Source organism: Burkholderia sp. Bp8998 (assembly GCF_003854235.1).
Classification (GTDB): Bacteria; Pseudomonadota; Gammaproteobacteria; order Burkholderiales; family Burkholderiaceae; genus Burkholderia.
Genome location: NZ_QTQF01000036.1, coordinates 34,019 through 51,543, shown reverse-complemented (window position 1 = coordinate 51,543; position 17,525 = coordinate 34,019). Strand labels below are relative to the sequence as shown.

19 protein-coding genes and 2 pseudogenes are annotated in these 17,525 nt (G+C 69.3%); 9 read left to right on the top strand and 12 right to left on the bottom strand.

The window, feature by feature from the left end:
* The first annotated feature begins 219 nt into the window (after window positions 1–219).
* Complete coding sequence (locus DIE06_RS28945; protein ID WP_124664340.1) at window positions 220–1,116, top strand: alpha/beta fold hydrolase; 897 nt, start codon at window positions 220–222, stop codon at window positions 1,114–1,116.
* Between the two features lie 63 nt (window positions 1,117–1,179).
* On the opposite strand, the gene DIE06_RS28940 is transcribed toward DIE06_RS28945, so the two are convergent.
* Window positions 1,180–1,671, bottom strand: a complete 492-nt coding sequence (locus DIE06_RS28940) for an Lrp/AsnC family transcriptional regulator (protein WP_124664339.1) — start codon at window positions 1,669–1,671, stop codon at window positions 1,180–1,182.
* Between the two features lie 113 nt (window positions 1,672–1,784).
* Here DIE06_RS28940 and DIE06_RS28935 point away from each other — a divergent pair, with 113 nt between their 5' ends.
* A complete protein-coding gene (locus DIE06_RS28935) occupies window positions 1,785–2,687 on the top strand; it encodes a DMT family transporter (protein ID WP_124664366.1) in 903 nt (300 codons plus the stop codon).
* A gap of 233 nt (window positions 2,688–2,920) precedes the next feature.
* On the opposite strand, the gene DIE06_RS28930 is transcribed toward DIE06_RS28935, so the two are convergent.
* Genes DIE06_RS28930 through DIE06_RS28910 form a run of 5 tightly spaced genes read right to left on the bottom strand, consistent with a single transcriptional unit; the run spans window position 2,921 to window position 5,998 of the window.
* Window positions 2,921–3,127, bottom strand: a complete 207-nt coding sequence (locus DIE06_RS28930) for a DUF1289 domain-containing protein (RefSeq protein WP_059511865.1) — start codon at window positions 3,125–3,127, stop codon at window positions 2,921–2,923.
* On the bottom strand, window positions 3,124–3,630 hold the full coding sequence (locus tag DIE06_RS28925) for a YbaK/EbsC family protein (protein ID WP_124664338.1): 507 nt from the start codon (window positions 3,628–3,630) through the stop codon (window positions 3,124–3,126). Before DIE06_RS28925 ends, DIE06_RS28930 begins: the two co-directional genes overlap by 4 nt.
* A gap of 22 nt (window positions 3,631–3,652) precedes the next feature.
* A complete protein-coding gene (locus DIE06_RS28920; RefSeq protein WP_124664337.1) occupies window positions 3,653–4,585 on the bottom strand; it encodes a hydroxymethylglutaryl-CoA lyase in 933 nt (310 codons plus the stop codon).
* 29 nt (window positions 4,586–4,614) lie between these two features.
* Window positions 4,615–5,556: a glyoxylate/hydroxypyruvate reductase A gene (locus DIE06_RS28915; RefSeq protein WP_124664336.1), complete on the bottom strand. Its 942-nt coding sequence runs from the start codon at window positions 5,554–5,556 to the stop codon at window positions 4,615–4,617.
* A 4-nt stretch (window positions 5,557–5,560) separates the two neighbouring features.
* Window positions 5,561–5,998: a VOC family protein gene (locus DIE06_RS28910; protein WP_185733499.1), complete on the bottom strand. Its 438-nt coding sequence runs from the start codon at window positions 5,996–5,998 to the stop codon at window positions 5,561–5,563.
* A 258-nt stretch (window positions 5,999–6,256) separates the two neighbouring features.
* Here DIE06_RS28910 and DIE06_RS28905 point away from each other — a divergent pair, with 258 nt between their 5' ends.
* Window positions 6,257–6,880 (top strand): alpha/beta hydrolase, encoded by a 624-nt coding sequence (locus DIE06_RS28905; protein WP_124664335.1) that lies wholly within the window; start codon window positions 6,257–6,259, stop codon window positions 6,878–6,880.
* A 53-nt stretch (window positions 6,881–6,933) separates the two neighbouring features.
* On the opposite strand, the gene DIE06_RS28900 is transcribed toward DIE06_RS28905, so the two are convergent.
* The 3 genes and pseudogenes from DIE06_RS28900 to DIE06_RS28890 form a co-directional block, all read right to left on the bottom strand.
* On the bottom strand, window positions 6,934–9,054 hold the full coding sequence (locus DIE06_RS28900) for a phosphocholine-specific phospholipase C (RefSeq protein WP_124664334.1): 2,121 nt from the start codon (window positions 9,052–9,054) through the stop codon (window positions 6,934–6,936).
* 52 nt (window positions 9,055–9,106) lie between these two features.
* A complete protein-coding gene (locus DIE06_RS28895) occupies window positions 9,107–9,391 on the bottom strand; it encodes a hypothetical protein (protein WP_124664333.1) in 285 nt (94 codons plus the stop codon).
* Between the two features lie 160 nt (window positions 9,392–9,551).
* Window positions 9,552–9,728 (bottom strand): annotated as a pseudogene (locus DIE06_RS28890) (LysR family transcriptional regulator); the annotation flags it as partial.
* On the opposite strand from DIE06_RS28890, the pseudogene DIE06_RS28885 reads away from it, so the two are divergent.
* A pseudogene (locus tag DIE06_RS28885) lies at window positions 9,706–9,963 on the top strand (glutathione S-transferase); the annotation flags it as partial. The pseudogenes DIE06_RS28890 and DIE06_RS28885 sit on opposite strands and share 23 nt — an antisense overlap.
* Before the next feature lie 71 nt (window positions 9,964–10,034).
* Here the strand turns inward: DIE06_RS28885 and DIE06_RS28880 are convergent.
* The gene (locus DIE06_RS28880) at window positions 10,035–11,291 is read right to left on the bottom strand and encodes an MFS transporter (protein WP_124664332.1); all 1,257 of its coding nucleotides are present in this window, start codon (window positions 11,289–11,291) and stop codon (window positions 10,035–10,037) included.
* Between the two features lie 107 nt (window positions 11,292–11,398).
* Here DIE06_RS28880 and DIE06_RS28875 point away from each other — a divergent pair, with 107 nt between their 5' ends.
* The 3 genes from DIE06_RS28875 (at window position 11,399) to DIE06_RS28865 (ending at window position 13,145) form a co-directional block, all read left to right on the top strand.
* Window positions 11,399–12,445, top strand: a complete 1,047-nt coding sequence (locus DIE06_RS28875; protein WP_124664331.1) for a LysR substrate-binding domain-containing protein — start codon at window positions 11,399–11,401, stop codon at window positions 12,443–12,445.
* 110 nt (window positions 12,446–12,555) lie between these two features.
* Entirely contained in the window at window positions 12,556–12,765 is a 210-nt protein-coding gene (locus tag DIE06_RS28870; protein WP_124664330.1) for a hypothetical protein, read from the top strand.
* The gene (locus tag DIE06_RS28865; RefSeq protein ID WP_124664329.1) at window positions 12,765–13,145 is read left to right on the top strand and encodes a type II toxin-antitoxin system VapC family toxin; all 381 of its coding nucleotides are present in this window, start codon (window positions 12,765–12,767) and stop codon (window positions 13,143–13,145) included. Before DIE06_RS28870 ends, DIE06_RS28865 begins: the two co-directional genes overlap by 1 nt.
* Window positions 13,146–13,198: 53 nt before the next feature.
* On the opposite strand, the gene dapA is transcribed toward DIE06_RS28865, so the two are convergent.
* Window positions 13,199–14,092: a 4-hydroxy-tetrahydrodipicolinate synthase gene (dapA, locus tag DIE06_RS28860; protein ID WP_124664328.1), complete on the bottom strand. Its 894-nt coding sequence runs from the start codon at window positions 14,090–14,092 to the stop codon at window positions 13,199–13,201.
* 452 nt (window positions 14,093–14,544) lie between these two features.
* On the opposite strand from dapA, the gene DIE06_RS28850 reads away from it, so the two are divergent.
* Both DIE06_RS28850 and DIE06_RS28845 read left to right on the top strand, forming a co-directional pair.
* Entirely contained in the window at window positions 14,545–15,564 is a 1,020-nt protein-coding gene (locus tag DIE06_RS28850; RefSeq protein WP_124664327.1) for a sulfate ABC transporter substrate-binding protein, read from the top strand.
* A gap of 160 nt (window positions 15,565–15,724) precedes the next feature.
* Window positions 15,725–16,693, top strand: coding sequence for an ion channel (locus DIE06_RS28845; RefSeq protein WP_124664326.1), 969 nt, complete (start codon window positions 15,725–15,727; stop codon window positions 16,691–16,693).
* Between the two features lie 74 nt (window positions 16,694–16,767).
* Here DIE06_RS28845 and DIE06_RS28840 read toward each other — a convergent pair whose 3' ends face one another.
* Window positions 16,768–17,382, bottom strand: a complete 615-nt coding sequence (locus DIE06_RS28840) for a glutathione S-transferase family protein (protein ID WP_124664325.1) — start codon at window positions 17,380–17,382, stop codon at window positions 16,768–16,770.
* Between the last annotated feature and the right edge of the window lie 143 nt (window positions 17,383–17,525).

The window sequence follows — 17,525 nt, the reverse complement described above, 5'->3', positions numbered from 1 at the left end:
CATGCTTGGCGTTCGAACGGTGTTTCGAGTGTAGCGTTGCAGCGGCGCATTCATATTAATACGAACGGTCGTGCGATTCTACGCGAGCTTAACAAACTGCGCGGCATGGCGACTATCGAGTGAGTGTTCTCTTTCTACGCATTCGGGTATCTGCAGTGCGCAGCAGCCGGCCGGGCGCTCCTACAATAACCGCCATAACAAACCAACGAGAAACAAACCATGTCGTTTGAGGCGTTTGCACCGTTTCGCGTGACGGTGCGGGACACCGACATCTTCGGTGTCAAGGGAGGCGCGGGGCCGCCGCTTCTGCTGCTGCACGGTCATCCGCAGACCCACATGATCTGGCATCGCGTCGCCGCGACGCTGGCGAATCACTTCACGGTGATCGCGACCGACCTGCGCGGCTACGGCGCGTCGGGCAAGCCGCCGAGCGACGCACTGCACGCGCCGTACTCGAAACGCGCGATGGCGGCCGACCAGGTCGCCGTGATGCGGCATTTCGGCTTCGAGCAATTCCACGTCTGCGCGCACGATCGCGGCGCGCGCGTCGCGCACCGGCTCGCGCTCGATCATCCGGCGGCCGTCGAGCGGATGATGCTGCTCGACATCGCGCCGACGCTCGCGATGTACGAGCAGACCGACCGCGCGTTCGCGACCGCGTATTTCCACTGGTTCTTCCTGATCCAGCCGGCGCCGCTGCCCGAAACGCTGATCGAAGGCCGCACCGATGCGTACATCGAGCGCGTGATGGGCAACCGGTCCGCCGGGCTCGCGCCGTTCGCGCCGGCGGCGCTCGCCGCGTATCGCGCCGCGCTCGCGCAGCCGGGCGCCGTGCATGCGATGTGCGAGGACTACCGGGCATCGGCGACGATCGATCTCGAACACGACCGCGCGGATCTCGAGCGCGGCAACAAGGTCGCGTGTCCGCTGCGCGTGTTGTGGGGCGAGAACGGGATCGTCGGGCGCTGCTTCGATCCGCTCGACGAATGGCGGCGTGTCGCGCGCGACGTCAGCGGCCGTGCGCTCGATTGCGGGCACTACATCCCGGAAGAGGCGCCCGTCGCGCTGATCGACGAGCTGCTCGCGTTCTTCGAGGCGCGCGACGCGGCCGCGTGAGCGGCGCCGGCCGCGGCGGGCAGCGCGGCGCTGGCGCGCGCGTCGACGGTCGGCGCGTGGCGGTCAGCGGCGCGCCGCGTCGTCGTCGACGAGCGGTGGCAGGCGGCGCGGCACGGGCGTCGATTTCACGATCGCCGTGCTCGTTTCCGCGCGCTCCGTGACCTTCGACAGGATGTCGTCGAGGTGCTCGATCGTGCGCAGGTAGAGCCGGCAGATGAAGCAGTCCTCGCCGGTCACCTTGTCGCATTCGACGAATTCCGGAATCCTCCGCAATAGTTCCTCGACGAGATGCAGTTGCCCCGGCAGCGGCTTCACGCGGACGATCGCCTGCAGCGTGTAGCCGAGCGCGCGCGGGTCGAGCTCGACGGTGAAGCCCGCGATCACGCCCTGCGCTTCGAGCCGCCGCACGCGGTCGGCGGTCGCGGGCGCCGACAGCCCGATCTGCCGCGCCAGTTCGCTGGTGGCGATGCGCGCATCCTCGGCGAGCGCCGCGAGGATCGCGCGGTCGGTCGCGTCGAGCGACGCGACGGCGGGCGGGGAAAGGCGTTTCGACATGATCGCTTTTCTTTCGAAGGTGAATCGGTTGTTTCGCTTCAGTTTAGCCGTGGATGCACGGAAAGCAAGTTTCTAGAATCGAAGTCATCTTCTCTCGTCGAACGGAGTCCATGATGGCCTCGAACGAAATCCGCCGCGGTGCCGCCGAGATGGTCGTCGCGATGATGATGTCCGGCACGATCGGCTGGCTCGTGATGTCGTCGCAGCAACCGCTCACCAACGTCGTGTTCTTCCGCTGCCTGTTCGGCGCCGCGACGCTCGCGATCGTCTGCGCGGCGCTCGGCTTGCTGCGCCGCGCGCTGTTCTCGCCGCGCATGCTCGCGCTCGCGGCGCTCGGCAGCGTCGCGATCGTCACGAACTGGCTGCTGCTGTTCGCCGCGTATTCGCGCGCGTCGATCTCGATGGCGACCGCCGTCTACAACACGCAGCCGTTCATGCTGGTCGCGCTCGGCGCGATCGTATTCCGCGAACGGATCAGCGCGTCGACGATCGCGTGGCTCGCGCTCGCCTTCGTCGGGCTCGTGTGCGTGGTGCGTGTCGAGCCGGCCGTGCTCGCGGTGCCCGGCGAATATCTCGAAGGCGTCGCGCTGTCGCTCGGCGCGGCGTTCCTGTATGCGGTGTCGTCGATCGTCACCAAGCACCTGAAGGGCACGCCGCCGCACCTGCTCGCGCTGCTGCAGGCCGGCCTCGGCATCGTGCTGCTCGCGCCGTTCGCGCACTTCGGCACGTTGCCCGCGACGGCCGCGCAGTGGCTCGACCTCGTCGTGCTCGGTGTCGTGAACACCGGTCTGATGTACGTGCTGCTGTACGGCGCGATCCAGAAGCTGCCGGTCGCGATGACGGGCGCGCTGTCGTTCGTCTATCCGGTCGTCGCGATCATCGTCGATCGCGTCGCGTTCGGGCAGACGCTCGCGTGGACGCAGGTGCTCGGCGCGCTCCTGATCCTGCTGGCGGCGGCCGGCGTGAACCTCGGCTGGCGCATCGTGCCGACGCGTCGCGCGGCGGTCGGCAACTGAAACGGGCGTGCGATTCGGCTTGCCGCTACGGCTTGCCGCCACGGCCCGCCGCCGACGCCGGTGGGCGCCAGATCCGGGAACGCGGATTGCGCACGAACAATGCTGTAAGAAGTTGTAGGGAAACACCCGATGCGACGCTGCGGCGTCGCTCGTATGATGCGGGCTGTGACGTTGATCACGTTCACAGGATTCCGATCTCATGCCGTTCGCCAGACAGGCCGAACGGCATTTTTTTATGCGCCGCTCCGCGCGAGCAGGCGCCGCCGCGCGTCGAGCCGCGCAAGCAACATGCGTCTCGCGTCGTCGTCCGACGCGCGCCATCCCTTGATCTCGTCACGCGTGCGCAGGCAGCCCGCGCACCAGTCGGTGCGCGGGTCGATCCTGCATACGTCGGTGCACGGCGAGGCGACCGTGCCGACCGGTACCGGCACGTCGCTCATGCGTCGTTGCGCAGCGCGACGTCGGCGACCGGCGCGCCCGTCAGCGAGACGAGTTCCTGCGGCGACAGGTTGAACACCGCGTGCGGATGGCCGGCGGCTGCCCACAGGCTGTCCAGTTCGAGCAGGTCGGCGTCGATCAGCGTGACCGGATCGACGAGATGGCCGATCGGGCAGACGCCGCCGATCGCGTAACCGGTGTTGTCGCGCACGAACTTCGCGTCGGCGCGGCCGACCGCGCCGACCTGGGCGGCGACCTTCTTCTCGTCGACGCGGTTCACGCCGCTCGCGACGACGAGCACCGGCAGGCCGTCCGATTCGCGGCGAAACAGGATCGACTTCGCGATCTGCGCGACGTCGCAGCCGAGCCCGGCCGCGGCCTCGGCGGAGGTCTTGCCGGTTTCGGCGAGCATCACGATCCCTTTGGCATGCCCGCGCTCGCGCAACAGCAGCGCGACACGTCGTGCGGAATCGGGGAGAGCGTCGAATGAAGTGGGTGTCGTCATGGGGAATCCGTGAATGTCGGGGTCAGACGCAGCTCGGCGCGTCGGCCGCGCTCTGCGCCTTGGCGAGCAGCGCGCGACCGGCGCGCGACACGTTCGCCCGGCCGATCGCCGTCGAGATGAAGTCGCCGGCGGCGACCACCTGCGCGAGATCGATGCCGGTGTCGATGCCGAGGCCCTGCATCAGGTACAGCACGTCCTCGGTCGCGACGTTGCCGGTCGCGCCCTTCGCGTACGGGCAGCCGCCGAGGCCGGCGACCGACGCGTGGAAGATCTCGATCCCTTCGAACAGCGCCGCGTAGATGTTCGCGAGCGCCTGGCCGTAGGTGTCGTGGAAGTGGCCCGACAGCCGTTCGCGCGGGAACACGCGCGTGACGGCCGCGAGCACTTCGCGCGTGCGCTTCGGCGTGCCGACGCCGATCGTGTCGGCGATGTCGATCTCGTCGCAGCCGAGCGCGGCGAAGCGTTCGACGACGTCGACGACCGAGGCGACCGGCACCTCGCCCTGGTACGGGCAGCCGAGCGTGCACGACACGCTGCCGCGCAGCCGCAGGCCGGCATCCTTCGCGGCCTTCGCGACCGGCTCGAAGCGCGCGATGCTTTCGGCGATGCTGCAGTTGATGTTGCGCTGCGAGAACGCCTCGCTCGCCGCGCCGAAGATCACCACTTCGTCGGCGCGTGCGGCGAGCGCATTCTCGAAGCCTTTCAGGTTCGGCGTGAGCACCGAATACACGGCGCCCGCGCGACGTTCGATGCCGGCCATCACGTCCGCGCCGTCGGCCATCTGCGGCACCCATTTCGGCGACACGAACGATGCGGCCTCGATATTGCGGAAGCCGGCGTGCGACAGCCGGTCGACGAGCGCGATCTTCACGTCGGTCGGCACGAAGGTCTTTTCGTTCTGCAGCCCGTCGCGCGGGCCGACTTCGACGATCTTGACAGCGGTGGGGAACGTCATGGTTGTCTCCAGTTTGTGTAGGGCGGAATTCAGTAGCCGCGCGCGTAGTCGACGATGCCGCCGACGCGCTCGCCGCGCTCGAGCGCGCGGATCTTGCCGGCGATCTGTTCGACGGCTTCGTCGCGCAGCGTCTCGGCCGAGCTGTGCGGCGTGATCGTGATGCGCGGCGCGTGCCAGAACGGGTGATCGACGGGCAGCGGTTCGTGCTGGAATACGTCGAGCGTCGCCGCGGCGACCCGGCCGCTCGCGAGCGCGTCGAGCAGGTCGGCCTCGACGAGATGCGCGCCGCGTGCGACGTTCACCAGGTAGGCGCCCGGCGCGAGCCTGGCGAAGGTGCGCGCCGACAGGATTCCGTCGGTGTCGTTCGTGCTCGGCAGCAGGTTCACGAGCACATTCGCGCCGTCGATGCACGCGTCGAACGCGCCGTCGCCCGCGAAGGTCGCGACACCGTCGAGCTGCTTCGGACTGCGGCTGTAGCCGCGCACTGGCAGGCCGAGCGCGGCGAGCGCCTGCGCGACCTGTGCGCCGAGCACGCCGAGGCCGAGCACCGCGACGGTGAAGTGCGCGCGCGGATGCGGCTCGAGCACCTGCCAGCGGCGCTCGCGCTGCAGCGCCTCGTATTCGTCGAAGCGGCGCAGGTAGCGCAGCACCGCGTGCGTCACGTATTCGATCATCTGCCGCGCCATGCCCGAATCCTCGAGGCGCACCAGCGGCACGTCGCGCGGCAGCGTGCCGGGATGCGCGCGGTCGAGCGCGAGCAGCGCATCGACACCCGCACCGAGGTTGAAGATCGCGCGCAGGCCGTCGCGCGGCGCGAACAGCTCGCGCGGCGCCCGCCACACGAGCGCGTAGTCGGCGGCGGCCGCGTCGCCCGGCTGCCACGCGCGCAGCTCGGCGTCGGGCAGCGCCTGCGCGATCGCGTCGCGCCATGCGCCGGCTTCCTGGTGCGGCGAGTAGAACAGGATCTTCATGCGCTTACTTCGCGAACAGCTGGCCGATGTCGGCGAACGCCTTGAACTCGAGCGCGTTGCCGCACGGATCGAGGAAGAACATCGTCGCCTGCTCGCCAACCTCGCCCTTGAAGCGGATGTGCGGCTCGATCACGAAGCGTGTATTGGCGGCCTTCAGTCGGTCGGCGAGCGCATGCCATTCGTCCATCGACAGCACGACGCCGAAATGGCGCACGGGTACGTCGTCGCCGTCGACCGGATTCACCGCGCTTTTGCCGGTTTCGTCCGGCGCGAGGTGCGCGACGAGCTGGTGGCCGAAGAAGTCGAAGTCGACCCAGTGTTCCGAGCTGCGGCCCTCGGGGCAGCCGAGCAGGCCGCCGTAGAACGCGCGCGCGCCGGCGAGGCTCGACACGGGAAAGGCGAGATGGAACGGGCGCAGCGCGCCGGCGGGCGTAGCGGACATCGGGCGTCTCCTGTCGATCGGAACCGGCGCGGGGCGCCCCGGTGCGATCCGATGCAAGGCAAGCGGGAAGCCCACATTCTACGGTTTCGCGGCGCGTTGCGCCGCCGCGAGGCTGCCGGCCCGCACCACGCGGCCCGCGCAGGGGGCCGTGCCTGCCGCCGTCCCGCGCAAAAGCAAAGCACAAAATATTGGTTCGGCCGCGGAGGGCGCCACGCCACAATCGAACCTCGTCTCCAAGCAAAGCAAGCGAGGGCAATCATGCGCGCATGCAGCAAATCGGCGTGGCCGCCGCGGCTCGTGACCGTTCCGGGCCTGCACGGCAGCGAAGGCGCCCACTGGCAGACCTGGCTGGAGCGGCAGTTCCCGCGTTCGCTGCGGGTCGAACAGGCCGACTGGGAGGCTCCCGATCTCGCGCGCTGGGCGCAGTCCGTGCGCGCGCTGCTCGACCGCGAGCGCGGCCCGTTCGTGCTGGCCGCGCACAGCTTCGGCTGCCTCGCGGCCGCGCATGCGCTCGCGCAATGGCCGCAGGCGGCCGACGTCGCGGGCGTGCTGCTCGTCGCTCCGGCCAGTCCGAAGAAATTCACGTTCGCGGGGCCGTTCGACGCGCGCCGGCTCGCGGTGCCGTCGATCGTGATCGGCAGCGAGACCGATCCGTGGATGCCGCTCGCCGATGCGCGCACGCTCGCGCAGCGGCTCGGCAGCGCGTTCGTGAACCTCGGCGACGCGGGACACATCAACACCGCGGCCGGTTTCGGGCCGTGGCCGCGCGCGAAGTACTTCATCGACACGCTGGTGCATTGCGCGGCGCCGCTGCGCTTTCGCGACGCGGACGACGGCTTCGACGCCGCGCTCGTCGACCGCGCGCTCGCGCACGCGATCTGACACTCACGGGCACGCGCTGCGCGGCGAGTGCCGAGCCGCGCGTGCCGCCATGCTTACGACGCGGCGACCGGCTGCATCGCGGCCGGATCCGAGAAGCTCGACCGGCCGTTCTCGACGTGGCCCGCGAAGCGGCGCGAGAACGTGCCGTTCGCGCCGTCGCTCACCGTCACGTCGTACCAGTGGTGGCTCGACGCGAGCGCCCATTGCTCGACGTGCTCGTCGCCGCCGTGCAGCGTGACCTGCCGCGACGGCGCGCCGTATGCGTTGTCGGTCAGCGTCAGCGTCACGTGACCGCTGCCGTGGTTGCGCAGCTTCAGGTACAGGTTGCCGTTCGCGATGTCGTAGCCGGCCTTCACCTCCGGCTGCGCCTGGTTGCGGCGGCGCGCGGTCGCGGCCGACACGTTGCCCGCGAACATCCGCACGAAGCCGTTCGGCCCGTACACCGAGAACGCATACGCGCCGTGCGTCTCCGTCAGGTCGAAGTCCGCGTGCAGCACGCGGCGCGCGCCGACCGTGTAGCGCCACGGGCCGTCGGTGCGGTTCGTCGCGTACACCTGGAAGTGCGCGCCCTGGTTGCCGCGGTTCGCGAACTCGATGCGCAGCATGTTGCCGCCGTAAATGCTCGCGTTCACATGCAGCTCGTACGGCAGCGCGCGCGCGGGCCGCACGCCGGGCTCCTGCGGATCGATCGGCGACGGCGTTGCGGGCACGGTGGGCGCCGGTTGCGACGTGCATTGCTGGTCGGCGATCGAACGATACTGGCTCGTATCGGGCAGTGTCGGGAACGTCGCGTCCGACGAGCGGAAGTCGAACGCGGCGGTGAGGTCGCCGCAGACGGTCCGGCGCCACGGCGTGATGTTCGGCTCGTCGACGCCGAAGCGTTCGCCGATGAAGCGGATCACCGACGTGTGGTCGAACACCTGCGAGCACACGAAGCCGCCCTTCGACCACGGCGACACGACCGTCATCGGCACGCGCGGCCCGAGGCCGTACGGCAGTCCGTCGGCCGTGTAGCTGCCGCCGCGGCCGGGATTCACGACCGTGTGCAGCTCGCCGTCGGTCGTCACGGTCGATGCACCCTGCGCGGCCGACGTCGGCGGCTGCGGCGGCACGACGTGATCGAAGAAGCCGTCGTTTTCGTCGTACATGATGAACAGCACGGTCTTCGCCCACACGTCCGGATTCGACGTCAGCGCGTCGAGGATCTGCGACGTGTAGTTCGCGCCGTACGCGGGCGTGTACTTCGGATGCTCGGAGAACACCGCGGGCGGCAGCAGCCACGACACCTGCGGCAGCCGGTCGTTGATCACGTCGTCCTTCAGGTTGTCGAGCGTGCGCACCGTCTGCGCGCGCTGGTACAGGGACGAGCCCGGCTTCGCGTTGATGAAGTTCGCGAAGTTCTGCAGGATGTTCGTGCCGTAGTTGCCGTTGTACGGATCGGCCCACGTGAGCCCCTGCTGGTAGACCTGCCACGACACGCCGCGCGCCTCGAGCCGTTCGGGGAAGGTCGTCCACGACAGCAGCTGGTACGCGGGCGGCAGGTCGCCGTCGACGTAGTCGGCGTTGTCGAGCAGCGGGCCGCCGAACTTGCCGGTCGGGTCGACCGTGCCCGTCATCAGGTATGAACGGTTCGGGTGCGTCGGCCCCGGCAGCGAGCAGAAGTAGTTATCGCATACGGTGAACGCATCGGCGAGCGCGTAGTGGAACGGGATGTCCTCGCGCACGTGATAGCCCATCGTCATGTCGGTCTTGTTCGCGGGCCACTGGTCGTAGCGGCCGCCGTCGATCGCCGCGTGGGTCTTCGCCCACGAGTGGTCGAGCGCGCCGAGGCACTGCGCGCTGGTCGTCTTCGTGTCGAGCCGGAACGGCAGCACGGGTTTCGTCGGGTCTTCCTTCGACGGCTGGTACCACGCCGGCTTGCCGTTCGGCAGCGGGATCGGGAAGCGGTCGTTGTAGCCGCGCACGCCGCGCAGGTGTCCGAAGTAATGGTCGAACGAGCGGTTCTCCTGCATGAACACGACGATGTGCTGGACATCGCGGATCGTGCCGGTGCCGCGCGCGGCCGGAATCGCGAGCGCGCGGCGGATCGACTCCGGAAACGCGTTGAGCGCGACGGCCGCGCCCGCTGACTGTGCGACGGTATGCAGGAAACGGCGGCGGCTGGGTGACGTCATGTTATTTCACCTCGGTTCTGCGATCGGGGGGACGGGGACAGGAACGGTGGGATCAGTGCGGCGACGATGCGGCGACGCCGGACGCGCCCGCGTTCGTCGCGGGCTTGGCGTCGTCGTCATCGTCGGGCGGGTAGTGGACGACCGGCGGCGCGAGCGGCGCGGCATCGGACGCGGCGGCGGTCGCGCCCGCGTCGCTGTTGAATGCGCTCGCGGAGCCGGACGATGCGCCGGGCTGTTGCGAGGTGTCGGCCGCGTGCGCGTCGTGCGGCGCGTCGTCGCTGCAGGCGGCGACGAAGGCGGCGGCACATAGAACGACGACGAGGGCAACGCGATGCATGACTGCTCTCCTGGCTGGCGGATCGGGAAACGTTTTCGAGTATGCCGATGCGATGCGACGATTCGGTGAATCGTTTGCGACCGGAGCATGATCGCGAATGGCTTGCGTCGAGCCGACTAAATGCTTTCGCGCGCTTTGCCGCGCAGGCGGGCGCCGTGTTTCAGCGTCGCGGCGTCCTGCGTCGCACTTCGCTGCGCAGCCAGTCGAGCCACGTGCGGATCGCCGCTTCGTGCGGATGATCGGGGCGCCACACCACGTAATGCGCATACACGTCGGTCACGCGCACCGTCGACACGCGTACGAGCATGCCGGCCGCGAGTTCGGGGGCGATCAGCGCGCACGGGCGCGAGCTGATCGATGCCGCGAACGCAACGATCGAAGCCGCGCTCGCCGATCGCCGCACGTGGGCCGAGCCGGGCGGCCATTCGATCGTCGATCCGTTCCTGCTGGTGCTGTATCGCTGGGGCGTCGCGATCGGGCTCGACATGACGCGGCATCCCGCGTGAACCGTGCATGCGCAGCGCGAGGCCGAGCGGCCGGCCGCGCGGCGCGCGAGGCGGCATGACGGTGCGCGGCCGTCGCGCGGACGTCGCGGCGTGTGCGGTATGAGCGGCGACGTCCGCGTGTTCCGCGCGATGGCTCGCTATCGCGCAAACAGCGGCCAGGTCGCGCCTGCGATCAGCGCGGCCGCGAGCCAGACCACGCTCCACGAACTGACGGCGAGCAGCGGCGGAATCGCGAGCGGCGTCGCGAACAGCCCGAGATAGACGATTGTATTCGCCATCCCGAGCGCGGTGCCTGCGTGGTTCGCGCCGGCGAGCGTCGCGAGTTCGGTGTATGCGACGCCGTGCCAAGCCGACACGCAGATGCCGGCGAACACGAGGATCGCGACGATCACGGCGAGCGGCACGTGCGGGCTGCCGGCGGTCGCGGCCGCGAGCAGCGCGAACGATCCGGTCGCGATGCAGACCGACCCGCGCAGGTACGCACGCCGGTTGCCGTGCCGGTCGGTATGGCGGCCGCTCCATACGCGCATCACCATGGCGCCGAGCTGCAGCGCGACCATCGCCGCGCTGATGCCGGCGAGGCCGAGCCGGCCGAAATCGTGCAGGAACACGGTCGCGAAGGTGAGCACCGCGAACTGCGGCGCGCACAGCGCGCCGATGCCGAGCACGATGCGCCAGACGCGGCCGCTCGCAAGCGGACTGCGCGCGGGCGCGGCCGGCGGTTGCTGCCCGACCGGGCGGCGCGCGGCGGCCGGCGCGTCGACCGGTTCGTGCAGCCAGCGCCACGTCAGCGCGGCCGATCCGGCACACAGCAGCATCAGCGCGCCGTACACCGCGGCGAAGCCCGCGTGCGACGCGAGCGACGGCAGCAGCGCCGCCCCGACACCGCCGCCGAGCGGTACGGCCGTCTGGCGGATGCTCATCGCGAGCCCGCGTTCGCGCTCGCCGAACCAGCGCATCACCGCGCGGCCGCTCGAGCCGTTCACGCTGCCGCCGAGCAGGCCGACGCAGCACATCGCCGCGACGACGCGCATGAGCGGTGGCACCGCGTGCGCGGTCGGGACGATCGCGACCACCATCAGCGCCAGCATCGCGGCGGTCGCGACGAGGCCGGTGAGCAGCACGCGGCGATCGCCGAAGCGGTCGGCGGCGATCCCCCACGGCAGCTCCGACAGCGCGACGCCGAAGCCGAGCGCGCCGAGCACGAGGCCGAGCGCGCCGTTGTCGAGGTGATAGGCCGAGCGCATCCACACGGCGGTGGTCGGAATGCCGGCGGCGGCGGCGGAAAAGCTCATGTTCGCCGCGACGCCGGCCGCGAGCACGCGCCAGCGATGGGCCGGGCCACGCGCGTCGCGCGCGGGCGAGGACGGGGAAGCGAGGCAGGAGGTATCCATGGCGACAGGGCCCGTTTGGAAATTGACATCGCCAGTGTGGCGACCTACATTCATCCTGAAAATCGGAAAGTATTGGATGAATCGTTCGATAAAACAGGATGGTCGAGATGTCCGGACAAGACAATGCCCACGGCGCGGCGTCGCTCGCGGCACCCGACGCCACGCTGGCTCGGCCGAACTTTGACGTCGCGGCGTTGCGCAGCCTGGTCGCGGGCGTGGATCTCGGCAGCTTCGCGAAGGCCGCCGATCGCGTCGCGCGTTCGTCGTCGGCGGTAAGTGCGCAGATCCGCAAGCTCGAGGAACAGGCCGGCACGCCGCTGTTCGTGAAGGCCGGGCGCGGGCTCGCGCTGACCGACGCCGGCGATGCGATGCTGCGCTATGCGCGGCGGATGATCGAACTGAACGACGAGGCGGCCGCGGCCGTGCGCGGCGTGAATCTCGACGGCTGGGTGCGGGTCGGCCTGCAGGAGGACTTCGGCGAGGCGATCCTGCCCGATGTGCTCGGGCGTTTCGCGCGTGCGCATCCGAAGGTGAGGATCGAGGCGCGTGTCGCGCGCAATGCCGAACTGCTCGAGCGGCTCGACGCGAACCAGCTCGATCTCGCGCTCGTGTGGGGCGATCCGGCGTCGGCGACGCTGGTGTCGCGCGCGGGCATCGACAGCGACGCGATCGCGCAGGTGCCGATGCAGTGGATCGCGGCAGTCGGGGCGGGCGGCCATGGCATGCCGGACGGCGGCGGACAGGCGGATGCGGCCGACGACGGCGCCGCGCGTCTTCGTGCGATACGCGCACCGGGCGAGCCGCTGCCGCTCGTCGTGTTCGACCGGCCGTGCCGCTTCTTCGGCGCGGCGACCGATGCGCTCGACCGCGCGGGCGTGCCGTGGCGCGTCGCGTTCACGACGCCGAGCCTGGCCGGGCTGTGGGCCGCGGCGGCGGCCGGCCTCGGGCTGACGGTGCGCTCGCACTACGGGCTGCCCGCGGCGGTGCGCGTGCTCGACGCGGCGTCGTCCGGGTTGCCGGCACTGCCGAGCCTGCCGCTGATGCTGCTGCGGCGGACGTCGTCGGCGACGCCGACCGTCGAGCGGCTCGCGCGGATCGTCACGCAGGCGGTGCGGGACGCGACGGCGGGGGAGGTGACGGTGCTGGCGGCGTGACGAAACGTTCCGGAGCAACGGCTCGGCATGCATCGGTATCTCCCGATCGGCCGAATGGAGCCGTCAGGCGAACGGGACTACAGTGATGGACACCTGAAACGGAGGTCATCATGCAAAACACGCACCTGCCCAACGGCATTGCGATCGACCCGTTGCAACGGGGCGATGTATCGGGCCCGACTGACGGGCCTTCCGTCGATCCAACCGGGTCGGCGAAGCAGCCCGTTCGATTCGGTGTCCTGGAAGGTCAGGCGTGGATCGCGGATGACTTCGACGCACCGCAGCCCGAGTATCTGCTGGACGCCTTCGAGGGACGCTGATGCGCCTGCTGCCCGATACGCACATCTTTTTGTGGATCGTGACCAACGACCCGAAGCTTGGTGCGCGGGCGCGCAAGCTGATCTCGGGTGCATATGAACCCTTCGTCAGCAGTGCGAGTATCTGGGAGGCCGCCATCAAGGCCGGCCTCGGCAAGCTCGACATCGACGTGGGCAGATTGATCTGCTCGATCGACACAAGCGGGGTGCGCGAACTGCCGGTTCGCGCCGTGCATGGGGCCGCGGTGCGTGATTTGCCGCATCACCATCGCGATCCGTTCGATCGCTTGCTCGTCGCGCAGGCTCGGCACGAACCGCTGCAACTCGTGACGGCCGACGCCCAGCTTGCGCGCTACGGCCTGTCTCTCGTGCTGACGGTTTGAAACGGGTTGGGCAAAGATTTGCCTGTTGTCCGAGCCGCGCGTTGCTTGGCTGCCTATGCTGCAGCGGTGTCCGGCGCAATTTCGCCGAGCGCGGCAAGAATTGCACCCAGCCGCTCCCGCAATCCCTCGCTCGCCGGCACGAACGGCAACCGCAACCCGTCCTGGCACCACCCCTGCGCGGCCAGCACCGCCTTCACCGGCGCCGGATTCGGCTCCGCGAACAGCGCCGCGACGAGCGGCTGCAGCGCGACAGACAGCCGTCGCGCGTCGGCGAGCCGGCCGTCGCGCAGCAGCGCGTGGATGCGCACGTGCCATTCGGGCAGCACGTGCGCGCTGCTGGCGATCGCGCCATGCGCGCCGGCACACAGCGCGGCGAAGTTCTGGTTGTCGTCGCCGGAGAGGATCGCGAGCGGCGTGTCGTGCACGAGCCGGCTCATCCGGTCGAGCGTCCCGCCGCACTCCTTGATGCCCGCGACGCGCGGGTCGCGCGCGAGCGCCTGCAGCGTTTCCAGTTCGACGTTCACGCCGGTGCGGTACGGGATGTTGTAGACGAGGACCGGCAGGTCGGCCGCGTCGACGATCGCCTCGACGTGGCGGCGGATCCCGTCCTGCGTCGGCCGAACGTAGACGGGCGGCGTGACGAGCAGGCCGTCGGGCCGCAGCGCGGCGAGTTCGCGTGCGCGGGCGGCCGCGAAGTGCGTCGCGCTCGCGGTGAGGCCGACGACGATCGGCAGGTCGGGCACCGCGTCGCGCAGCGTTGCGAACACGGCGTCCTGTTCGCGCGCGTCGAGCAGCACGCCTTCACCGGTCGTCGCGCCCGCGACGAAACCGGCGATGCCCGCGGCCGCATAGTGACGCGCGAGCCGCGCAAGCGCGCCGTGGTCGACCGCGCCGTCGTGGAACGGCGTGACGAGCGGCAGCCAGATACCTTCGAAACGTGTGTTCATGCAAAGCCTCATGGTGGAAACGGAGTGGGAAGGAACCGTTCCGCCGGCGGTGTGCCGGAGCGAGGCGTGCGAGCAAGGAGAATGAAACGACCTGCGGGCATCCCGTCCGGCATTCGCCTGACGGGACGCGACGTCCCCGTCAGTCGAGGAGTCGTTTTTTCAGTTTCAGCCCGGCCGCGCGCGCACCTGCCGCGATGGCGGCAAGGATCGACGACGAGCGCAGGGCAGCGGACATGGATGAACCGTGAAAAGGGCTGAGCGGCGATCTTAACACCGGATCCGGCGCGTACGCGAGCGGCGCGCGCCGTTTAGCAGGATTCGAGATTTGCTTTGCACGACAGATTGGAAAGCGCGCCGCGCCCGGCCGCTAGAATGCCCGCTTACGTTTCGATGACAGCGCGTACGCGTGCCGTCACGCACATTCACCACCACTGGAAACGGGGCATATCACGATGGCAAGCATCAAGGGGATCGGCCGCTGGCTGCACACGGGCGCCGCGGCGGCGCTGGTCGTGGCGGCGACGGCCGCGCACGCGGACACGTCGATCCTGAACGTGTCGTATGACGTGACGCGCGAACTGTACAAGGACATCAACACGCGCTTCGCCGCCGCCTACAAGCAGCAGACGGGTGAAACGGTGACGATCAAGCAGTCGCACGGCGCGTCGAGCGCGCAGGCGCTGTCGGTGCTGCAGGGGCTGCAGGCCGACGTCGTGACGATGAACCAGCCGAACGACATCGACCTGCTCGCCGAGCGCGGCCAGCTGCTGCCGAAGGACTGGCGCGCACGCTTTCCCGACAGCAGCTCGCCGTACTCGACGACGATGGTGTTCCTCGTGCGCAAGGGCAATCCTAAGGCGATCAAGGACTGGAGCGATCTCGCGAAGCCGGGCGTGCAGGTGATCATCGCGAACCCGAAGACGTCGGGCAATGGCCGCTACGCGTATCTTGCCGCATGGGGCTACCAGAAGCAGAAGGGCGCGACCGACCAGCAGGCGCTCGACTTCGAGAAGGCGATCTTCCGCAACGTGCCGGTGCTGGACTCGGGCGGCCGCGGCGCGACGACGACCTTCACGCAGCGCGGCATCGGCGACGTGCTCGTCACGTTCGAGAACGAAGTCGCGCTGATGGACACGGGCGCGTCGGGTGCGGAATTCGACGCCGTGTACCCGTCGGTGAGCATCCTTGCGGAGCCGCCCGTCGCCGTCGTCGACAAGGTCGCCGACAAGAAGGGCACGCGCAAGGTCGCGCAGGCGTATCTCGACTACCTGTACACGCCGCAGGCGCAGGAGATCATCGCGCAGCACCATCTGCGCCCGCGCGATGCGAACGTGCTGAAGCAGCACGCGGCCGAATTCAGGCCGCTGAAGACGTTCAGCGTCGAGCAGGTTTTCGGCAGCTGGGCGAACGCACAGAAGACCCACTTCGCCGACGGCGGCACGTTCGACCGCGTGATCGTCGACCGCAAGTAAGCACGCCGCACGCGTGCCCGCAGGATCACCGCGAAGCCGGCCGCCCATGCGGCCGGTTTTTTTCGTGCCGCATGCGCAGGCCCGCTCCGCATCGCCGCGCATTCCCGCCCGCCGCGTTCGCGTGCTACGCTCGTCGCCTCCCTGCTTCCGGCCTCGCACGATGAACGTCGATTCGTCCTCCCCAGCCTCCCGCGGCCGTGGCCGCAAGCTCTGGTCGGGCACCCGCCCCGTGATCGCGTACGGGATGCCGCCGCTCGGCTGGCGCGATCTCTATCACCGCGCACTGACGGTGAGCTGGCCCGTATTCTTCCTGTCGCTCGCGCTGCTGTTCCTGCTGCTCAACGGCGGCTTCGCGACGCTCTACCTGCTCGGCCAGGCGCCGATCGCGAACCAGTCGCCGGCCGGGTTCGTCGGCGCGTTCTTCTTCAGCGTCGAGACGCTCGCGACGGTCGGCTATGGCGACATGCATCCGCAGACCGTCTATGCGCACCTCGTCTCGACCTTCGAGATCTTCATCGGGATGTCGGGCATCGCGCTGGCCACCGGCCTCGTGTTCGCGCGGTTTTCCCGGCCGCAAGCGAAGATCCTGTTCGCGCGTTATGCGATCGTGCGTCCGCTGAACGGGCGGATGACGCTGATGGTGCGTGCCGCGAATGCACGCCAGAACGTGATCGCCGAAGCGCAGGCGAAACTGCGGCTGATGCGTGTCGAAGGCACGCACGAGGGTTATACGCTGCGCAAGATCCATGACCTGCCGCTCGTGCGCAGCGAGCATCCGATCTTCCTGCTTGGCTGGAACCTGATGCACGTGATCGACGAAACGAGCCCGCTGTTCGGCGAGACGGCCGAGTCGCTCGCCGCGCACGACGCGTCGCTGCTGATCACGATCGAGGGCTCCGACGAGACGACCGCGCAGGTCATGCAGGCGCGTTACTCATGGGCGCATGCGGACATCCGCTGGCGTCACCGCTACGTCGACCTGATGCACGACGAAGGCGGCATCACGCACATCGACTACACGCATTTTCACGAGGTCGTGCCGGTCGATACCGACACCGACGAACGCGGTTCGCCGGGCGTGGTGGTCGAGGCCAGTCCGACCGCGCAGGCGCCAGGGCCGGCTGCATGACATCGGCGTGCGGCGCGCGCGGGCGCCGGCATTCGGGCGCGGCTGCCGCGACCGAATGCCGTGCCGTTCACGCGTCACGCATGCAGCAGACGCGCCGCTTCGCGCTGTTCGACCGCGATCGCGCGGCGGTGGCCGTCGCGATCCTCGGCGCGCGCGACATAGTCGCCGAGCACGCCTTCATGCGGCAGCAGGTGCGCGTCGAACGCGATCTTCAGCGTGCTGGCGAGCAGCAGGTCGGCCGCGGTGAAGTGATCGCCGACGAGCCAGCGGTGTTGGGCGAGTGTTTGCGCGAGCGCACGCTGCACGCGTGTGATGTTGCCCCAGCCGAAGGCGACTGGATTGCCCGACGCGCCGGTGAATTTCTCGGCCATCGCGGGCTCGAGGCAGGTGGGCGTGAAGAACATCCACTGCAGGAAGCGGCCGCGCAGCGGATCGTCCGGAGCGATGCCGAGCCCGGCACCCGGGCAGCGGTCGGCGAGATAGAGCAGCACGGCGCCGGATTCGGCGAACGGTTCGCTGCCGTCGTCGAGCGCGGGCAGCTTGGCCATCGGATTGACCTGGACGAACGCGTCGCTGCCCTGTTCGTGCGACCGCAAGTCGATCGGCACGAGCTCGTAGACGGCGCCGATTTCCTCCAGCATCCACAGTGCCCGGAATGCCCGGGTCTTCGGCCAGTAGTAGAGCTTCATCGCGCCTCCGCGTTTGGGTGTGCGTGTCGGTTCGGTGGATGCTCAAGCGTACCCGAGCGGGGCGGGTTCGGACAGGGGCGGACGGTGGACGGTGGAAGCGGCGGGTCCTGGCTCGGTGACGGGGCGAGAGTCGTGCATGGTCG

What these genes read in the sequence shown, in the direction of transcription:
- DIE06_RS28945 (WP_124664340.1), top strand. Translation starts at nt 220, where the DNA reads ATGTCGTTTGAGGCGTTTGCACCGTTTCGCGTGACGGTGCGGGACACC.
- DIE06_RS28940 (WP_124664339.1), bottom strand. Translation starts at nt 1,671, where the DNA reads ATGTCGAAACGCCTTTCCCCGCCCGCCGTCGCGTCGCTCGACGCGACC.
- DIE06_RS28935 (WP_124664366.1), top strand. Translation starts at nt 1,785, where the DNA reads ATGGCCTCGAACGAAATCCGCCGCGGTGCCGCCGAGATGGTCGTCGCG.
- DIE06_RS28930 (WP_059511865.1), bottom strand. Translation starts at nt 3,127, where the DNA reads ATGAGCGACGTGCCGGTACCGGTCGGCACGGTCGCCTCGCCGTGCACC.
- DIE06_RS28925 (WP_124664338.1), bottom strand. Translation starts at nt 3,630, where the DNA reads ATGACGACACCCACTTCATTCGACGCTCTCCCCGATTCCGCACGACGT.
- DIE06_RS28920 (WP_124664337.1), bottom strand. Translation starts at nt 4,585, where the DNA reads ATGACGTTCCCCACCGCTGTCAAGATCGTCGAAGTCGGCCCGCGCGAC.
- DIE06_RS28915 (WP_124664336.1), bottom strand. Translation starts at nt 5,556, where the DNA reads ATGAAGATCCTGTTCTACTCGCCGCACCAGGAAGCCGGCGCATGGCGC.
- DIE06_RS28910 (WP_185733499.1), bottom strand. Translation starts at nt 5,998, where the DNA reads ATGTCCGCTACGCCCGCCGGCGCGCTGCGCCCGTTCCATCTCGCCTTT.
- DIE06_RS28905 (WP_124664335.1), top strand. Translation starts at nt 6,257, where the DNA reads ATGCGCGCATGCAGCAAATCGGCGTGGCCGCCGCGGCTCGTGACCGTT.
- DIE06_RS28900 (WP_124664334.1), bottom strand. Translation starts at nt 9,054, where the DNA reads ATGACGTCACCCAGCCGCCGCCGTTTCCTGCATACCGTCGCACAGTCA.
- DIE06_RS28895 (WP_124664333.1), bottom strand. Translation starts at nt 9,391, where the DNA reads ATGCATCGCGTTGCCCTCGTCGTCGTTCTATGTGCCGCCGCCTTCGTC.
- DIE06_RS28880 (WP_124664332.1), bottom strand. Translation starts at nt 11,291, where the DNA reads ATGGATACCTCCTGCCTCGCTTCCCCGTCCTCGCCCGCGCGCGACGCG.
- DIE06_RS28875 (WP_124664331.1), top strand. Translation starts at nt 11,399, where the DNA reads ATGTCCGGACAAGACAATGCCCACGGCGCGGCGTCGCTCGCGGCACCC.
- DIE06_RS28870 (WP_124664330.1), top strand. Translation starts at nt 12,556, where the DNA reads ATGCAAAACACGCACCTGCCCAACGGCATTGCGATCGACCCGTTGCAA.
- DIE06_RS28865 (WP_124664329.1), top strand. Translation starts at nt 12,765, where the DNA reads ATGCGCCTGCTGCCCGATACGCACATCTTTTTGTGGATCGTGACCAAC.
- dapA (WP_124664328.1), bottom strand. Translation starts at nt 14,092, where the DNA reads ATGAACACACGTTTCGAAGGTATCTGGCTGCCGCTCGTCACGCCGTTC.
- DIE06_RS28850 (WP_124664327.1), top strand. Translation starts at nt 14,545, where the DNA reads ATGGCAAGCATCAAGGGGATCGGCCGCTGGCTGCACACGGGCGCCGCG.
- DIE06_RS28845 (WP_124664326.1), top strand. Translation starts at nt 15,725, where the DNA reads ATGAACGTCGATTCGTCCTCCCCAGCCTCCCGCGGCCGTGGCCGCAAG.
- DIE06_RS28840 (WP_124664325.1), bottom strand. Translation starts at nt 17,382, where the DNA reads ATGAAGCTCTACTACTGGCCGAAGACCCGGGCATTCCGGGCACTGTGG.